This window comes from Peribacillus muralis, from assembly GCF_001645685.2.
Classification (GTDB): Bacteria; Bacillota; Bacilli; order Bacillales; family DSM-1321; genus Peribacillus; species Peribacillus muralis_A.
This window is the reverse complement of the sequence record NZ_CP017080.1, coordinates 1865899-1882091: the sequence shown is the minus strand read 5'-3', so window position 1 is coordinate 1882091 and position 16193 is coordinate 1865899. Positions and strand designations below refer to the sequence as shown.

Annotated in this window: 28 protein-coding genes; 7 read left to right on the top strand and 21 right to left on the bottom strand. The window is 36.6% G+C overall.

The features are described 5' to 3' along the window. Positions 1-26: 26 nt before the first annotated feature. From ABE28_RS09150 to ABE28_RS09125, 8 genes are all read right to left on the bottom strand, one after another. Entirely contained in the window at positions 27-806 is a 780-nt protein-coding gene (locus ABE28_RS09150; RefSeq protein WP_064465780.1) for a hypothetical protein, read from the bottom strand. After that, the gene (locus ABE28_RS09145) at positions 787-1023 is read right to left on the bottom strand and encodes an XtrA/YqaO family protein (protein ID WP_064465781.1); all 237 of its coding nucleotides are present in this window, start codon (positions 1021-1023) and stop codon (positions 787-789) included. Before ABE28_RS09145 ends, ABE28_RS09150 begins: the two co-directional genes overlap by 20 nt. Positions 1024-1102: 79 nt before the next feature. After that, positions 1103-1267 carry a hypothetical protein gene (locus ABE28_RS24960; RefSeq protein ID WP_156775726.1) on the bottom strand — a complete coding sequence of 55 codons (165 nt, stop codon included), beginning with the start codon at positions 1265-1267 and terminating at the stop codon, positions 1103-1105. Positions 1268-1862: 595 nt separating this feature from the next. Further along, the gene (locus tag ABE28_RS09140; protein ID WP_156775725.1) at positions 1863-2204 is read right to left on the bottom strand and encodes a DUF1064 domain-containing protein; all 342 of its coding nucleotides are present in this window, start codon (positions 2202-2204) and stop codon (positions 1863-1865) included. Further along, positions 2204-2347, bottom strand: coding sequence for a DUF6011 domain-containing protein (locus ABE28_RS24955; RefSeq protein ID WP_156775724.1), 144 nt, complete (start codon positions 2345-2347; stop codon positions 2204-2206). The genes ABE28_RS09140 and ABE28_RS24955 overlap by 1 nt, the downstream gene beginning before the upstream one ends. A gap of 2 nt (positions 2348-2349) precedes the next feature. Beyond that, the gene (locus tag ABE28_RS09135; protein WP_064465782.1) at positions 2350-2586 is read right to left on the bottom strand and encodes a hypothetical protein; all 237 of its coding nucleotides are present in this window, start codon (positions 2584-2586) and stop codon (positions 2350-2352) included. Continuing rightward, the gene (locus ABE28_RS09130; RefSeq protein WP_064465783.1) at positions 2583-3311 is read right to left on the bottom strand and encodes an ATP-binding protein; all 729 of its coding nucleotides are present in this window, start codon (positions 3309-3311) and stop codon (positions 2583-2585) included. Before ABE28_RS09130 ends, ABE28_RS09135 begins: the two co-directional genes overlap by 4 nt. Before the next feature lie 25 nt (positions 3312-3336). After that, a complete protein-coding gene (locus ABE28_RS09125; RefSeq protein WP_156775723.1) occupies positions 3337-3849 on the bottom strand; it encodes a DnaD domain-containing protein in 513 nt (170 codons plus the stop codon). Positions 3850-3891: 42 nt separating this feature from the next. Here ABE28_RS09125 and ABE28_RS24430 point away from each other — a divergent pair, with 42 nt between their 5' ends. Both ABE28_RS24430 and ABE28_RS24425 read left to right on the top strand, forming a co-directional pair. After that, positions 3892-4539, top strand: a complete 648-nt coding sequence (locus ABE28_RS24430; RefSeq protein WP_083232013.1) for a tyrosine-type recombinase/integrase — start codon at positions 3892-3894, stop codon at positions 4537-4539. A gap of 65 nt (positions 4540-4604) precedes the next feature. Next, a complete protein-coding gene (locus ABE28_RS24425; protein WP_167353393.1) occupies positions 4605-4934 on the top strand; it encodes a tyrosine-type recombinase/integrase in 330 nt (109 codons plus the stop codon). Between the two features lie 313 nt (positions 4935-5247). Here the strand turns inward: ABE28_RS24425 and ABE28_RS09115 are convergent, their stop codons facing one another. The 4 genes from ABE28_RS09115 to ABE28_RS09100 all read right to left on the bottom strand — a co-directional run bounded on the left by ABE28_RS09115 (position 5248) and on the right by ABE28_RS09100 (position 7590). Then, on the bottom strand, positions 5248-5658 hold the full coding sequence (locus tag ABE28_RS09115) for a hypothetical protein (protein ID WP_156775722.1): 411 nt from the start codon (positions 5656-5658) through the stop codon (positions 5248-5250). A gap of 145 nt (positions 5659-5803) precedes the next feature. Beyond that, complete coding sequence (locus ABE28_RS09110; RefSeq protein ID WP_064465786.1) at positions 5804-6997, bottom strand: FtsK/SpoIIIE domain-containing protein; 1194 nt, start codon at positions 6995-6997, stop codon at positions 5804-5806. Further along, on the bottom strand, positions 6990-7229 hold the full coding sequence (locus tag ABE28_RS09105; protein ID WP_156775721.1) for a hypothetical protein: 240 nt from the start codon (positions 7227-7229) through the stop codon (positions 6990-6992). The genes ABE28_RS09110 and ABE28_RS09105 overlap by 8 nt, the downstream gene beginning before the upstream one ends. A 178-nt stretch (positions 7230-7407) precedes the next feature. Further along, entirely contained in the window at positions 7408-7590 is a 183-nt protein-coding gene (locus ABE28_RS09100) for a hypothetical protein (protein WP_064465788.1), read from the bottom strand. 144 nt (positions 7591-7734) lie between these two features. Here ABE28_RS09100 and ABE28_RS09095 point away from each other — a divergent pair, with 144 nt between their 5' ends. From ABE28_RS09095 to ABE28_RS24950, 5 genes are all read left to right on the top strand, one after another. Continuing rightward, positions 7735-7929: a helix-turn-helix transcriptional regulator gene (locus tag ABE28_RS09095; RefSeq protein ID WP_064465789.1), complete on the top strand. Its 195-nt coding sequence runs from the start codon at positions 7735-7737 to the stop codon at positions 7927-7929. Positions 7930-7990: 61 nt separating this feature from the next. After that, positions 7991-8629, top strand: coding sequence for a DUF4352 domain-containing protein (locus tag ABE28_RS09090; protein ID WP_064465790.1), 639 nt, complete (start codon positions 7991-7993; stop codon positions 8627-8629). A 71-nt stretch (positions 8630-8700) separates the two neighbouring features. Continuing rightward, positions 8701-8877, top strand: coding sequence for a hypothetical protein (locus ABE28_RS25455; RefSeq protein WP_167353392.1), 177 nt, complete (start codon positions 8701-8703; stop codon positions 8875-8877). A gap of 21 nt (positions 8878-8898) precedes the next feature. Beyond that, a complete protein-coding gene (locus ABE28_RS09080) occupies positions 8899-9468 on the top strand; it encodes a hypothetical protein (protein ID WP_064465792.1) in 570 nt (189 codons plus the stop codon). Between the two features lie 11 nt (positions 9469-9479). Next, entirely contained in the window at positions 9480-9647 is a 168-nt protein-coding gene (locus tag ABE28_RS24950) for a hypothetical protein (RefSeq protein WP_156775720.1), read from the top strand. A gap of 199 nt (positions 9648-9846) precedes the next feature. Here the strand turns inward: ABE28_RS24950 and ABE28_RS09075 are convergent, their stop codons facing one another. From ABE28_RS09075 to ABE28_RS09040, 9 genes are all read right to left on the bottom strand, one after another. Then, complete coding sequence (locus ABE28_RS09075; protein ID WP_064465793.1) at positions 9847-10824, bottom strand: peptidoglycan-binding protein; 978 nt, start codon at positions 10822-10824, stop codon at positions 9847-9849. Positions 10825-10879: 55 nt separating this feature from the next. Then, positions 10880-11146 (bottom strand): phage holin, encoded by a 267-nt coding sequence (locus tag ABE28_RS09070; RefSeq protein WP_064465794.1) that lies wholly within the window; start codon positions 11144-11146, stop codon positions 10880-10882. 14 nt (positions 11147-11160) lie between these two features. Further along, positions 11161-11655, bottom strand: a complete 495-nt coding sequence (locus ABE28_RS09065) for a hypothetical protein (protein ID WP_064465795.1) — start codon at positions 11653-11655, stop codon at positions 11161-11163. Next, positions 11624-12031 carry a hypothetical protein gene (locus ABE28_RS09060; protein WP_156775719.1) on the bottom strand — a complete coding sequence of 136 codons (408 nt, stop codon included), beginning with the start codon at positions 12029-12031 and terminating at the stop codon, positions 11624-11626. The genes ABE28_RS09065 and ABE28_RS09060 overlap by 32 nt, the downstream gene beginning before the upstream one ends. A gap of 123 nt (positions 12032-12154) precedes the next feature. Further along, on the bottom strand, positions 12155-12391 hold the full coding sequence (locus ABE28_RS09055) for a hypothetical protein (RefSeq protein WP_064465797.1): 237 nt from the start codon (positions 12389-12391) through the stop codon (positions 12155-12157). A gap of 112 nt (positions 12392-12503) precedes the next feature. Then, on the bottom strand, positions 12504-14864 hold the full coding sequence (locus tag ABE28_RS09050; RefSeq protein WP_064465798.1) for an SGNH/GDSL hydrolase family protein: 2361 nt from the start codon (positions 14862-14864) through the stop codon (positions 12504-12506). Between the two features lie 65 nt (positions 14865-14929). Further along, complete coding sequence (locus tag ABE28_RS26070; protein ID WP_373921325.1) at positions 14930-15037, bottom strand: CD1375 family protein; 108 nt, start codon at positions 15035-15037, stop codon at positions 14930-14932. A gap of 2 nt (positions 15038-15039) precedes the next feature. Next, on the bottom strand, positions 15040-15393 hold the full coding sequence (locus ABE28_RS09045; protein WP_064465799.1) for a hypothetical protein: 354 nt from the start codon (positions 15391-15393) through the stop codon (positions 15040-15042). A 19-nt stretch (positions 15394-15412) separates the two neighbouring features. Then, positions 15413-16189 (bottom strand): hypothetical protein, encoded by a 777-nt coding sequence (locus ABE28_RS09040; RefSeq protein ID WP_064465800.1) that lies wholly within the window; start codon positions 16187-16189, stop codon positions 15413-15415. Between the last annotated feature and the right edge of the window lie 4 nt (positions 16190-16193).

Sequence of the window (16193 nt, the reverse complement as noted above, 5' to 3'; positions counted from 1 at the left end):
GGACACCAAACGACGGCGTTAACCGTTCATTCAGTGTCCTCCAGTGAGCTGGTAGAACTAATATTATTATCTTTTTCATATATAATTGTTTCTATAATAGCTTTAAGACCTTCTAGCTTACGCTTTTCTCGCATTAAATGATTAATAATAAATATAAGGAAAGCACAACCTATCATAACTATATATCCCACATCAACAATAAATTGAATGTATTCGAGAGGTTTAATAGGTTGTGGGCTAAAGAAAAAACTATTTGTAAAAGATTTAACTTTTTCCGATTTAATAAACAATGTAAGCCCGGAAGTTAATACTGCAACTAACAATCCGAAAACGATTGTATTAAATTTACTAAAAATACTATTTTTATCGTAGCTTTCTATATAATTTTTAAGCAGAATATAATCACCTTTATTTGAACCTACTTTTAATTCAATTTCCCCCTTTATATACCTAAGATTTTCAAGAGTATTCCCTTTTTCCTTTTCATCTCCTAATAATTCAAAGATAAAATCTGCATTTACATTGCCGGTCCAACCATAAAGTGTTTGATTTTTATTTTCAACAGATTTTTTTATACTTTTTAATTCAAGCTTATCCAGTACCTTGTTAGATATTTTCATAAAATTATATATGCAAAAGGATATTAATAGTAAAGAAATAACTTCCGAAAGTATTTGCACCAGTAATTCAAAAGATAACGAAAATATACAGCAAATAAGCATAATCAGTACAAAAAACAATGTATTTAGTGAAAATCTCCACCTTTTAATATTTTCTTTCATAGAACTAAAATTCTTCCCCTTCATCAAACTTCACCCTCTTGACTTTTCCTTGATGAGTAACAATCCTTGTCTCCCCATGATTCGGCAACTGAATAAATTTTGCCTTACCATCACATACTACTATGGAAAAGCTTCCCTTTTGTTTCATTATATCAATTTCTAGTCTCATTGTACTAGGATCAATTTCAATGTTTTGTAACCTTGTAATATATCCACTATTTAGCTTGGCAGCTTCTTTCATTGAGATTCCTCCCTGTGGTAAAATAAAAATAGGATGTTTAGAGAAATCTCGGATTCCCCTTTTGCAGACGGGGAGTTTTTTATAATGCTGTCTTCAACGCTTCATAAGCTTGTTTGATGATCCTCAACTGCTTGTTTTCTTCCTTTAATTGAAGATTCTCCTCTCTAACCCTGCGCAGCTCCCAAAACTGAATGTTGACATCCCGCAACAGTAATTCTTCCCTTGGTATCTCATTGGCCTCCATTACTGGCTCCTTCCTTCCTTCCTAATGTCAGTGTTTATTCGAACTATGCTGTACTTTTCTTAAAAATACATTAGGCCTCTATCAAGGTACTCTCTTTTTAGATACAATAGTTACTGACAGGAAATTGATAACATCAATTCTTAAAGGGGGTATTCCCAATTTCATTTTTCCCGAAAAATGTAATCTATATTTATTTAGTTCTTCTAATATTCACTACAATTAACGGATTCTTTAATAAACCCGAAGACGCAGGAACACTAGATATTAGTATTGTTATTGCCCTTTCAATAAGTTTAATTATCCATATAGCAATGATTTTTTATGAAAAGAAAAATGCTGAATAAGTAGATATGACAAATTTTCAGTCGGCACTGTTTGTGTCGACCGCGCGATTTAATTTAATACTTTCCAACCTCTCCTGAGCCGGTTGGCCAGCTCCTTCTTTCGCAATAGCTCATAAACGAATACCTTATGCACGCCTTCTCTTCGAAACAGGAGTACCCATTCTCGGCTTACGCGCCTTTGCATTGGCTTTCACCTTCCCTGCTTTTTTCTCACGCTTCTTGGGTCATCCAGCTCAATCCAGCCGTATGTATCATCTAAGTTGAGGAGAAGAAAGCTTATGCGGGTAAATCTTTTCAAATAGCTTTCTCTTAATCTTAAATGCCTCCGTTTCCACGCCTTTCACATCGATTATCTCAATGGATCCGTCGAGGTTATGGATTTCAAAATCCGCAACATATTCAATTTTCCGAAAAGTTTTACCGTTCTTCATGAAAGCCGCCTGAAGAAGATACCGAGGCTGTATTCGGAAAAATAAAATTTGGTTGTGAAGTTGAGACCACTTAAGCTGCTCGTAGTATTTCGCCTCAGCTTTACTATCAAATGTATGGCCATCCAAGGTCACCTTCTTGTTGCCGTATTTACTGACTGGCATTACTTCACCTTCAATTCCATCATAATTTGATTCTCAGGAGCTTCATTCTTCATCTTTTTTAGCTTTGCTTCGCAAACAGGAACGATACCCTTGGCAATACTTTCTTTGCTTTTTAATGGACGATTACACACGGGACAATACATGCTTATGCCCCCTTTCTTAACGAGTGAGGATAATCAACAACCTCATCTCCATAATCCACAACAGCTTTATCATAAGTTTTATAATAATAATCACCAGCTGTATGAAAACGATCTAGCGCCCATTTTTCTTCATCCGGCGTATAGCAGACCGTTTTTGATTGATCCTCCCCGCCTTGCTGCCAGTAAATAATCGAGTGTGGCGCGGGGCCATTAAAGCCTAATAAATTAATTTGGGTCATTTGAATTCTCCCTTTTCTTTCTGGAATTTTCGCAATCTATAATTGTCTCCGTACATCTCAATCGGATCGGCATCCTGAATCATCCGGGAAAAATCTCTTTCACCGTACATGGCAGATAGCTCTGAAATAGTGAAGTTTGTCGTGAAAATAGTAGATTTACCACAACGTGAATCTATAATTTCGTTCATTTTTGTTACTTTCCAAGTTATTTGGGATTTGTCCTTTTCCGTAAATTCCGCACCAAAATCATCAATAACTAACAGTTCTACAGAAGCAATGATTTCCATCAGTTTCCCTTCTGTTAACTCGCTGTTTTTATTCCAGGTAGAAGTAATTTTGGTAAATAACTTGTTTACTTGGATGAACAATGCCGATTTCTCCTGCTTCATAAATTCTTTTGTAGCCGCCACTGCTAAATGGCTTTTCCCAGTACCATAATTTCCAATGACCAGGAGACTCTGAGGATTATCAGGATCATAGTTCTTCACGAAGTCTATATAAGCATGTTTTGCACTATCAAGATCAGGTGAAGGAGGAACATAATTGGCAAATGTAGCTTTCTTCAACTTTTCGTTGATTAAACTATTCTCAGCAAACTCCTCATAGAGCCCCCTTATCTGATTCCTTTGGTGAATAAGTTCAGTTTCTTTAGCTAATTGCCAATCTTGTCCTTTAATCTCTTCGCAGTACCAACAGAATGAATTTCGGAAACCATCTAAGAACATTAACTTTTGGCAATCACCGCACCTTTTATCCGAAACGGGGTACCGAAGTCGTATTTTTCAAGTAAGGCTCCTGTAGACTCATTTTTCTTAGCATTTTGAACTTTCCCCCTTTTTTATCACCTGAATTTTTCTTAGGATTTAGCAAGATAGCTTCTACATATTTTAAGTTTCGAGCTCCTTGCAATACTGATTCCTGCATGGCTGCTATTAATGATGCTTCACCAAAATCATCAATCAAGAAGCCTATTCTTTCTGCCATAAATCCACTGATGGTCCCAAAACCTTCTTGTTCATAAAATTGAAAAGCATTTAATTCCTTTTTTCCTTCTTCTTTACCTGGAACCGGTTTGCCGGAAGAACTGTCGGAAGGATTGTCGGAAGAATTGTGAGCAATCATTGCTGACAAAAAACAAAAAATTAAAGACTGTGTCCATTTTGTCTTAATATCAAAAAAGTTCCTGCTAAAAATAAACAGGGCTACAAATGGAATTGTACTGAAGAAGGTCCTCGCAATCCCGCAACTGGTAAAAGAACTCAAATTACACGACGTGCAGATACTAAAAAAGAAGCTGCTTTTAAGGTGGAGGAAGCACTTAAAGACATTATTATAAATAACGGACAGGCTTATAACAAAGATATTCTTTTTAAAGATTACTTACCTGATTGGTTAGTCACCTATAAAAAGAATGCAGTGAAAGAAAATACATTTAAGCTTCATGAACGAAATGTTCAAAAAAAACTCCTTCCGTTAATAGGTCATATGAAGATAAAAGATTTAACCCCAACACATTATCAAAAAATCATTAATAAACTCGCTGATCAAGAAAAAAGTAAAAGAACTGTAGAAATCATCCACACTACTCTTTACAATGCGATGAATAAAGCCGTTTCTCTTGAAATGATATCTAAAAACCCTTGTTCTGGAGTGACAATCCCTAATAAGGCAATAAACCAGATAAAAGAAGATGAAGATTTAGAATATCTAAGCAAAGATGAAGTATTTAGATTTTTAGATGCTGCTCAAGCAGAAGATTGGAACTATTTTATTTTATTTAAAACACTGATTTATACTGGTTTAAGAAAAGGCGAAGCTTTAGCTCTCCAGTTTCACGATTTAGACTTTACCGAAAATAAAATTAAAGTATACAAAACTATAAAGTATGATGCATTGGATATTGATAAAATGTTTGGACCACCTAAAACTGAAACATCGTATAGAAAATTTTAATCGCAGAAAGCCTTGCCGCTCTGTTAACACGTCATGTCATTAAGCAAAAGGAAATAAGGTTGAAATTGGCAGATAGATATCATAGAGAAACAACTCTTGTTTTCGAAAGAGGGAATGGCCTCCCCTATTCAAAATCCACCTTACACAGAGCTTTTAATCGCATCTGTAGAAAAGCAGGAATTACTAAACATATAACCATCCACGGTTTACGACATACCCACGCCGTTTTACTTCTTGAATCTGGATCCAGTTTAAAAGATGTGCAGGAACGTTTAGGACATAAATCCATTCAAACAACAGCAGATGTCTATGCTCACGTGTCAAAAATACTCGAAGAAAAAAGTGTAGACGGATATTCAAATTACATGGATTATACGCAGTTGAATATGAAATAGTTTGAAATGTGGTCAGCCAGCCCTTTCTCCTTCAATTTATAAAAATAAAAAAAGCCTTGGCAACTGAGAAACTCAGTAATACCAAGGCTTTGAAGCTATTAATACATGGACATATATTGTTCGCGTTCCCATGGGTGGACTTGCGTGCGGAACATATCCAACTATAAATATTACCTTTTTTATACCTTCCAATTCCATTAATCTGTTGATATAGTCCATTTTGTTTCGGGATGCTTTTCAAACCTTTTCAAATCGTTTTAATCATAGAGGGGTGAAAGAGGGGTAAACGGAGGGGTGAAATATTTCACCCCTCTCATTTTATTTCATCAAAGGTTTTTACTTCCCCTCTTAAATTATTTTTCTTCATATAACCTTCGAATTTACGCTTCCTATCTTCTGTTGAAGTAAATACATAAAGTGTTGGAACTAACCCTAGTCTTTCCTTCAATTTCGGAAGCACATCTGCATAGGATTCAATTTTACTTTTATTATCTGCCATGCCTCGAATGTTATCAACTTCAATTAAGTGAAGGTATCCATTACGGCTAAAACTGGCGTCACTGACGACCTTCTTCTTATCCGCTAGTGCCAGTCCTTTGAATTGTATTCCAAACGATGACTGAACTGATTCTTTTGTTTCAATAACATACTCCGTTTTCCAATCCAACGGACAATTAAAGTATAAATAAGCCTCGTTACACAAAAGAGTATGCTCGATTAACATATTCTTTTTCACCTCTTTTTTAGATCCGATTAATTCCCTTCCTTCTTTATTGAGATATATTACTTTTTCCTTATTGAACATGGTTTCATGGATATACGGACTAAGTTGTTTAATCACTCGACAAGCATTGCTGTAACTTTTTAGATCATGTATTTGCTGCAGGTGGCGTATTTTCGTCATACTCAGCTGGTCTATTGTCGTTAACAGACTTTCTATTCGTTGCTGCGTGAATGATTTCATGTTCTCTTTCCTCCATTTTTTTGAACATATATTTATCGTCAATATAGGGAACTTGAACAACTTTTTTCTTTTCAATTTTGTAAATAGCTCTTCCTGGAGTGCTAGGTAAATCCTCTGCTCCCTTTTCATCTAAAATAACCATGCTGCCAATTTGCGCTGCAGCTATGAATGAAATCCAAGAAACTATATTCATTTTTACTTGCATCGGGACCGCTTCTTTAGTGGGGTATTGCGTACAGTAAAGCAGTCTTAATCCTAAACCTCCGCCTATTCGAGATATTTCAGAAAGGGCAGCCTGACAGAATTTAGCGTATTTCTTTCCCTCCCCAGCAATGATATTGGGAGATAACTCGGCTCCCTCATCCACTACCACAAAGGTCCTTTTCTTAATAGGAGTATCCACAATGTTTGTAAATCCCTTTGCACGAAACATCTTTTCACGATTTTTTAAGTCATCCACAATTTCGGACAACACTTCCGCTGCTTCAAAAACATCACTAGCCACTGCCTTTACTTGTGGCAATGAAAGATATTTCCCAAACTCCAAGCCGCCTTTCAAGTCCAAGAAATAAAATTCAACATTCTCTAACTGATCCATGAGCAATGTATAAAAGGCTTCTTTTATAAAGACTGTTTTGCCAAAACGTGTAACTCCTCCAACGAGCATATGAGGATACTTTTCGAAATCGTGATACAAAGTTCCTTTATGATTGTTTCCGATAGGTATCTCCCATGTTGCAGACCTAAGGAGGGAATCGTCATAATTCCAGCTTTCAGGCAGGCCATGTTCAAATACATTAATTTTTAAAACCTCATCAAAATCAACTTCAACATCTTTATTGAGTCCATCTTTCAGTACAGGGATAAAGGATTCGAACGCTTCTGAAGGTACGCCTAATGGCAAGGAGTAGATATAAGTGGTGTATGTGTGGTGGTTATATTTACGGATCAATTTGGGGTAAAGGAAATTATCATTCTGATTAATACCGACCTTCCTGTTTTCAAATATTTGTTGAATCTTCTTTTCGTCCGTCATTTTCTTACCCGGAATAAAGGCAGCCACTAAAGCAATGGCAGGAATAGCTAACCATTCAATCATACCAATTCCTCCAATCCTCTAGTTCTCCCTCAGTTGTACCATTATTTAAGATGTTAAAGTACTCTCGATTCCCAAAGTGTTTGTAATAGGTTTTTTCTTCATCATGGCACATGTACATGTATTGGCTTAAAGTATTTTCGATATCTTCTTTATCGTTGCTCCAATCGGCTAAAAACTCCTGTAATGGCTTAAATGCTTTCTTTTTAATATGGTGTATTTCAAAATCCATCATCCACACTCCCTTGTTTTGAAATCAATCTTTTCTGGATGAAACAGACAGAAAAGAGATATGTGAAACATATCTGTCGTACAATCAAAACACAAAATTAGACAAGCCGAACAATAGATGGGCAATAAAATTACACACTATAATCCACAATCAACCAATTGGAACATGTAATAAAGTGTGTTTACAAGAATAGCATTGATAATTTCTTCAGCAAATAAAGGATGCTGCCGTACTTCGCAATTTCTAAAACGAGTATTAACAAATCTTCATTGATTTTAACTCCGCCCTTATCCAATAAAGCAATGCCCATAAGTGATCCACCAGTAAGACCAGTAAAGACCATTCCAAAAGTAAACGGATCCATATATTCCACTCTCCTCTACGTTGTATTATGCATTGTATGGTCATCTGCCCAATTACTTGCCTGTACTTTGCACAAATATTTGTGCAAAATTTTCTAAGCAGGAATACATAAATACATGGAGAATGTTATATAGTGGTGATGTAGATGAAGTCTAATATTGGAAAATTAATCAAAGATTCCAAATTCAAACGGGATTATATTCAAAAGGAAATGGGTGTATCGAGAAACACAATTTCGAATTGGAGCCAAGGAAAGACGAATCCATCGGCAGATCAATTATTTAAGCTGGCTAGGTTGTTAGAAGTAAAAGTTGATGATTTATATGAAGAAGAGGATTGATATTTTGGTAATATGTGCTACTATTACTTTTGGACTACAATTTTAGGGGGATCATACTATTATGGCAAAAAAAGAAAAAGTTAATAAACCGTTTTATAAAAAATGGTGGGTTTGGGTTTTAGCAATTATTATTATCGGTGCAATTGCAGGCGGCGGGGAAGATACAGATAATGAAAAAACGGCTCCAGCAAGCACAGAAACTAAGGAAGAAGTCGCTAAAGAAGAAGTTGTTAAGGAGAAGAAAGAAGCTCCTAAAAAGGAAAAGAAAAAAGAAAAAACTTATGGAATTGGCGATCTTGTTAAAGTAGGTAATATGGAGTATACAATCAAAGAGAGAAAAGCAGCTGACCAAGTAGGACCTTCTGCTTTACCTGACAAGGCAAGTGGGAAATTTGTTGTCTTAGAAGTTACATTAAAGAACAACGGAAACAAAGCTGTTACTGCAGACGCGAGTTTCTTCAAATTGAAACGCGGAGAAAAAGTTTATGAAGCAGATTCAGCAGCAAGCATATCGGCTAACCAAGGAGAAGACGGTCAAATTGAAAACAGTTTCTTCTTCCAAGAAGTTAACCCTGATTCTGAAGCATCAGGAAAAGTGGTATTCGATGTAGCTCCAGAAGTTGCAGATGCTTCTGATTTGAAGGTTCAAGTACAAACTGGCGTCTTCGGTACTGAAACCGAATCCATTACCTTAAAATAATGAACATAAATCTCAGGGTTAACCTACATTCTAATGGAACTAAATTCTTAAAAAGTGGCAGCTTTCCAGTAATGAATTCAGATTTCAAGAAAGATCCTGATTGGACAGCAGCCATTGCCGCTTACGAATGGATCCAACAAATTAAAATGAGTTTTTACGTAAGTGAAGATTTTCGAATCGATCAGGTAATTTATAACGGGGAACATGACATTACGGAGTTAGTTAAGAAGGTTAAACCTAATATTTAGGTTAAATAAGGAGAGTCAAGGTTGAGTACAGAAAATACGCCTACACAAGATGAAGTAGAACCCACTACAGAGTCGAACGAAGAATATCCTAGTAGTGAATTACTTTTAAGCATTATTCAAAGTGAATATGATATTGAAGTGGGGAGAAAAAGAGACTTAGAAACTCGTGCTGGTATACTAATAGCATTACTTGGAGCAGTCGTGGTTTTCTATTTAACGGAGATTAATTTTTCTTCTTTTAAAACAGCTAACTCCAAAGTCGAGGTTTTATGTTTTATCTTAATATCATTAATTTATTTATTCCCAGTTGTCATGTTGTTATTGTCATTTAATAAATTCATTAACGTACTTAAAACCAAATCTTATCAGAGAATCGGGCTTGATGGTTTTGACATAGAGACAGCAAAAAGGAATCAAAATGAGCTTTCATTCGATTTAATGGAATCATACACTGCTGTGGTCAAATCAAATGCTATATCGAACGATGAAAAAGTCGATGATTTTAAAGAAGGTATTGATAAATTAACAATAGCAATTATAGGTATTGTAGTTACTTACCTGCTTAAAGAGTTACTAAAATTAATTTTATAGGAGGATATCGCATGGCAGATAAAGATAGCTGGTGGAAGGATAAAAGTAAGGGCAGCTTAAAACCAATTCCGAAAAAAAATCCTTTTACTCCTAGAGATGTTCAAAGTGATGCTTTACGTTTAGACCCAAAAGGTGTGTTTAAACCAAGACATGTATACTTTGAAGAAAGAAAAAAGTAAGTTTCATTTAACCACTTCCTAAAGTACTAAAAAATTTGAGGTTTTACCGGGGAAATTACGTTAATGATTTTTTTCTCCATCTCACCTCTAATTTATCATCTTCATAAAAAATTGCCCCTACTCAATGAGTAAGGGCTTTTTAAGTGGGGTACCTGGTGGAGTTTGTACCATAGTAGTACATTCTCCAATTATTTATTGTTTATGCAGCAAATAATTCAGCGAAAGTAGCTTTTCCGGCCTTCTTATCTGCAGCAATCATTTTAGCCTTTTGGAATTTTGCCAATGCCGTTTCTGTAGCTTGTCCAAAGATAGAATCCAGTGTTCCCGGCTTATATCCTTCTGTGTAAAGCGCGGCTTGGAGAATCCAAGTCAAATTTCCTTTCGCTCCTTTTTCAAGGGTAACAATGGCCGCCTTTGTCTTAGCTCCCCATTTTCCGTCCACAATAAGCTTTTTATTAAACTGCTTGTTAAGCTCGGTTTGCAACGCTTTGATCAGAGCTGTTTGAGTTTTAGGTCCATTAATACCATCCACAACAAGACCGGCATCATAACGGCTATTTAATGTTTTCTGAATGGATACGATCGTTCTGTCACCATTATCCTTGGAAGGCTCCTTGGTGACTTCCGAGTCTACATCTTTCTTAGGTGGCTCAATGACAGCAATATCATCATCATCCTTAAATTTCAATGATAGACTTGGCTTTTTCCCTAATTGCATTTGTGCATAAGACAATCCACCCGTCATTTCCAAGTGAGGATAATCCTTAAAGCCTGTCCAATCTCCACCCCATTTAAAGCCTAATTCTTTACCAATGGAGGCCACTCGTGTCCACTTTGTATTAATGGTCCAGATTGCATTCTTTCCATCATCGCTTACAATGAAGAAATCGATTGCTACGCCAAAGTTATGAAAGGATTGACCAGGCTTCGCTTTGGTAACCTGAGGTTTAGATAAATCAGCGTAGTTTTTGCCGCGGTAACTATAAAAAAGTCGCCCCTGGCCGTAAAGAGCTGCCTGTTCTTCCATCGACCTAAAGCCAGCACTGATTTGAGCATAGATACCTTCTTTGTAAGCCCGTTTAATCATTTCTAAAGCAGAGGCTTTCACTACTGAATTCATTCCAGAACCCATGTTTTTAATTGAACGATCTAATAAAGTTTGCAATGCTACTGTCATTTCCCATCGTCTCCTTTTAATTTAAAGTCATAATAAAAAGCCACCCGAAGGCAGCTTATTTTGGTTCGTTATAGTTCATCGCACTTGGGCTATCCTTAACACCCTTTGTTGTCGGGTCATTAATTGCATTCCACAAACTAATTACCATGATCACAACTACATATGGATTAGAAAGTGAATCAACCAACAAATTATAAACAGAACCCCATGTAGTTAAATCCTGTGCAGTTAATCCAAAATAACCGAGAATCGGTACAAAAACAGCTAAAAATAATTGTGTTATAAACAATGGATTTTTAAATCTCACTTTCCAATTAATCATCTAATCCCTCTCCTTTAGGGTAATTTTATCCACCCTGACCATATAGCTGTAACTAAACCAATTACCCCGACGCATATCGAGGTGGCAGCATTGACTAGAGCAATCTTAAAAGCACCAGTTCCTTTGCTCTTTTCTATTTCTTTTTGTGTAATAAATACATCAATCTTTTGGTTTTGCTCATCTATCTTTGTATTTACATTTTTGTTTTGATCGTCAATCTTTGTATTCAAGTGTTTATTTTGTTCATCAATTTTGGAATTCATATCTTCATTTTGTTTATCGAGCTTGGTGGTAAGGTTTTGGAAAAACGACTTCATTTCAGTTATGGCTTCTTTAAATCCAACCATGGTTTCTTTTCCTAATAAAGCTGACTCTTCAGTTTTCCGCATCCTATCCTCATAGTTTCTCAATATACCCTTGATGTCTTTAACATCGTCTTTAATGTCGTTTAACTGATACTGTTGATTCTTATTTTGTTCAGCTAACGCTTCGTTCGTGGGAATCGTCAACCTTCTCCCCCTCCTTAATTGACGAACTGGTCAGGAAGCACAAAAAAGCATAGCCAGCATAAGCTACACTACCTGTACCAATACTGAAGGATCCATCCCCCATAGTAATCGCAACGCAAATCAAACTCCACCAAACACCTGATAGCGTTAGTCCGACTTTTCTCCATTTGTTACTTTTTAAAACAAAACCATAAATTTTAATCAAGGCTAGTGTAAGAGTAATGACCCCAACGGCCCACTCATCTAATGTGGCATTTAATACTAACCAACGTGAAGACTGCTCCTCAAACAAATTGATTTGTCTGAACATGACATATGCCCAACCAAGTGATACAAAAGACATTACTATTTCGAATGGCCAGATCATCGTTTTCATAAGTGGTGGTTCCCCTCTCTGCTTTAGCACATTCATGGCCCCCTTTGAAATTATTTATCTCTGTCTATAATGTTTATCCATAAAAAAAAGCCGCCCTTTGGGACGACTTAAATATGCTGTTCACTATAATAGATCAATTTCTAAGATCTCAATGTTGATGCAATTTTGGTCAACGTTTAGGGCATTGCTTAAAAATAACTCTACATCTAAACCTGAGTTAAAAATAGCACCGCCAAAATCGTTATTTTCGGACAATATTTTATTAATCCTTTTGTTTTCGTCTTCTGCTAAATTAACATTTATTTGAGATATACAATGGTAATCATCTTCATAAGAATGATCTACAAATACTTCAATCACCTAAACACCTCCAATGGTTTACCATCATTATAACTGATACATTAATATCTGATATCAAAAATTTTTAACCTTCAGAGTATTTTGTTACCGCACAGTTTGTTCCTACTAATTATTAAGATTCAAACGATTTAAGCCAGTAATACAAAGTATCACCACGTTGATTATAACCCGTGGCATTAGGATGCACACCGCCATTAGCGTCAATGTCAAAGCCATTTTTGGCATCAATATTAGTATTATCAGGAATAAGATAAATTCCTTGCGCTTCTTTACCTTTGAAGTACTTGATTACTTCATCAATCCACAATGCATTATTACGTTTATATCTCCATTGCGTTTGACCATTTCCGTATGCCAACCCAAAAGAATCTTGATTTTCATTTGGTGGTATCGTGACGAATATCCCCACTTTAATTGTAGAGCTATATACTTTAATTTTGTTAATCATTGCATCAAAATGACCCAAAATTGTTGGGATTGCATTTAGAAGATCAGTATCATTATTGTACGTAAAAGTATCGTTAATACCTAAACAAATTCCCACATAATCTAAAGAAGCATATCCTTGGTTCGTCATGTAGTAACTAAAATCAAAGTCACTAACTGCAGAATTATAGAATGGGTTAGCCACCCCCAGATACAAATCACCCGTCCTATACTGTGCGGCTGTCCATCCACCGCGCCCCTCATGTTTATTAGAAGTTGCCCCTCTGGTGCCTAGTAATGAAACTTTCATAGGGTCACTTGCTGTTAAATCTAATAGCCGTTGTGTCATTCTTCCATCATTAACAGTACTGTCACCGATAATAAGTACTTTTTTATTCCCTGCACCAACTGTAGCAGCCTTTACGATGAAGTTAGTTGTTACTTGCTTAACCAGGTTAAAGTTTCGGTATACAGTGATTGTTAAGGGATATGTTCCAGCTATAGTAGGCGTACAAGTCCACTTACGTTCATCTTGTCTACCTACTGAACACGTAACATCTATTTGTACATCGTTTTGCGGAACTGTTAAAGTGTTTTGAAAATAAATATTAACTTCCTTCCCTACAACTCCGTAAATATTTGGAGGTAAAATCGATTTGCGGTCTGGTTCACCTGAAAGACCAGGTAATTCTAGATATTCCTTTGCTATCTTTAACCCAAAATTCTCATAGGGTAATAATTCAGTTCCCTTATTCACTTGTTGAGTATCAACAGTTGCGCCATCACCGGTATACCAACTAAAACGCATATAAGCAGCATTTGCAGGAGTTGTTGCTTGATAATTTGATATAGGCGATCCTGATACCCCACTTATATACGTTTTATTCGTATCATAATAAGCGATATGCCGAAGCACCTTAATAATATATGATGTATTTGGTGAAATTGGTAAAAAACCACCTGCAGTAAATCCAGAAGTAGCCGTTACTGCACCTGTTGTTCCACTAATATAACTATTAGCAACAACATCATCTTTATTAAATAGATTGCTACCTGATTTACTAAAAGAAAGAGATCCTACTGACAATGGTGGTATATCCGAGAGCATTATTGGCGTTTTCTCAACATACTTCGATTCAATCATTTCTTTAAACGCTTCGTAGGCTGTGGGTACAGTGCCTAATTCTAGTTGTTGAGTATTCGCTAGTGCTGGCGTTGTAGAAAATCTTACTGTTGCTGCATTGGCAGGAGTTGTAAACGAGGTAGTCAATCCACCACTTATAAAAACACCATTTGAAGTATATGTCGCATAAGCGTAACCCCCTACTTTTACATACTGTGTATTGGGGGATATTGGGATATGTTCACTCGAATCGAATGCAGCATCAGCAACAAGTTCGCCCGTTGTATTAGAAACTCTAGATCCTGGGGTAACTTTATTTTTATTGAATAAGTTTTTCCCTGTCTTAGCGAATGTAGTCTTTGCAAGAGTGATACTTCTATTGGGTGGAGTTGGACCAATTGCTGTTGTACCTGCCATCTGCGCTTTTAAGGTATCGGATAAATACGTTTCATCTATCAATCCTTTGTTTTTATCAATTTGATTAATTGCAATAGTACCTGTTTTGTCTAATTTCTTTCCTACCTCGGTATCTACGTAAGTTTTATCAGCTTTAGGAGCAACAGATGTAGACAGTTCTGTTTTTGTCGCAGTATCGGCCAACTGTGCGGTAACTCCAGCGATTTTATCGTCTTTATCCTTCAAGGCAGCCACCACGTTTGCCTGAGGGATTGTTGCTATATCACCTAGTTCAGTTTTTGTTGCCAATTTACTTGTATCCACTTCTGGAATAGGAATAGATACATTACCGTTTACAGGTGCAACTCCATTAACTTTTTTAACCGCACCAGTCAATTGTTCCGAAACTGCACTAAGTTGGCCTTCGACATCTGCCTTAACTTGCGTTACCAGTGATTCAACATCACCAGCAGTTACCGATCTACTCGGTGAAGCAGTTGGCGGGAAATTAACATTTACATCCTTCATGTTTTCACTCCTTTTTTTAGACAAAATAAAAAAGCCTCCATAACAGGATGACTTGAAAACCTCGCCTATTTATCAGCGTCCAACATATCTTGTGTGGCCTGCTTCCAAGCTAAAGGGACGTTTTCTATTTTCCTTAATTTTAGTTTGATTAAATCATAATAAATTTTTGCCACAATCAAGCACCGCCTTTGATTAATTCTGCTAACTCAGCAACCGCAAGCATCATTTCAATTTTCTCACTTTCTATTTTTTCAGCCATTTCAGCAATTGCCATCTTCAATGCCAAGTTATCTTCTTGCAAAATCTCCATTTCAGTTTTCGGCAAGACTGGAGGAATGGGGATTGTGTTTTCTGATGCTTCTTCCCAAAGCCCGTTGACGAACTTGGGTTTATACATTCCCTGGCCACCTGTTGTCACTGGCGGGTTGTCTGTGTACCATTTAGGTATTGGGTCATTGTCATTCAATAGAATGTCTCCGCCTGGTACATATTGCAAAGTGTTCTTATCATACTTATAGGCTAACTTCATTTCCATCCTCCTTTTCTATTTAATCAACCGGAAAGCTTGTGTTAATAGGGAACCACTTACCATCTTCGTATTGGGAAAGCTCGGACGCTCCATCCATAATAATTTCACCAACAGTCGTAACGGAAATCCTTGTATTTGTTGATCGCCCAGATATATTACTCCCGTTTTGTGCGTAGTTATGCGTCATATCAAGAGGTCTATATCCAATTGGTAAAGTTGCCATTATCGTACCATTCGCTAATACATTTGTGACTGCGCCACGTAAATATACAATGTTCCCAATCTTTTTGTATTGTGGTGTTCGGTTCGATTGGTATGACTTAACCCCATTTTGTAATGTCAAATTGATCCATGGTGTACTCTTTAAATCCTCTAAGTACTTTTTGTCTTCTTTACTCATTAAACCGTTTTTGGCTGTCGTTGCTGTTGTCGTATCCGCTTTTTCGCTTAAATACTGAATCTGAACATCGGTCAACATCCTGTTATTCATATCCTGAATAATCATAGTTGCTGGATGTGTAGAAGGATGAACATAATTATTCGCCCCTGTCGAAACTCCATTTAACTTAATCTTATCTTCCTTACTCATTAAACCATTTGTTGTTGTAGTAACGGGCGTTTTGTCCGCAGCGTTATCTTGTAAGTCCTTCAAAGCGCGGTACGTTAAATTCATTTGCCAATTCCACCAGTCCGCAGGTGGGTGCTCATCAGGAAGATATCCAATATTTTTCTTTGATTCCGGTGGCGCTGAACCAACGGCGGTCCATACCGGAAGTAATACTTGATTAAACGGCATTCAG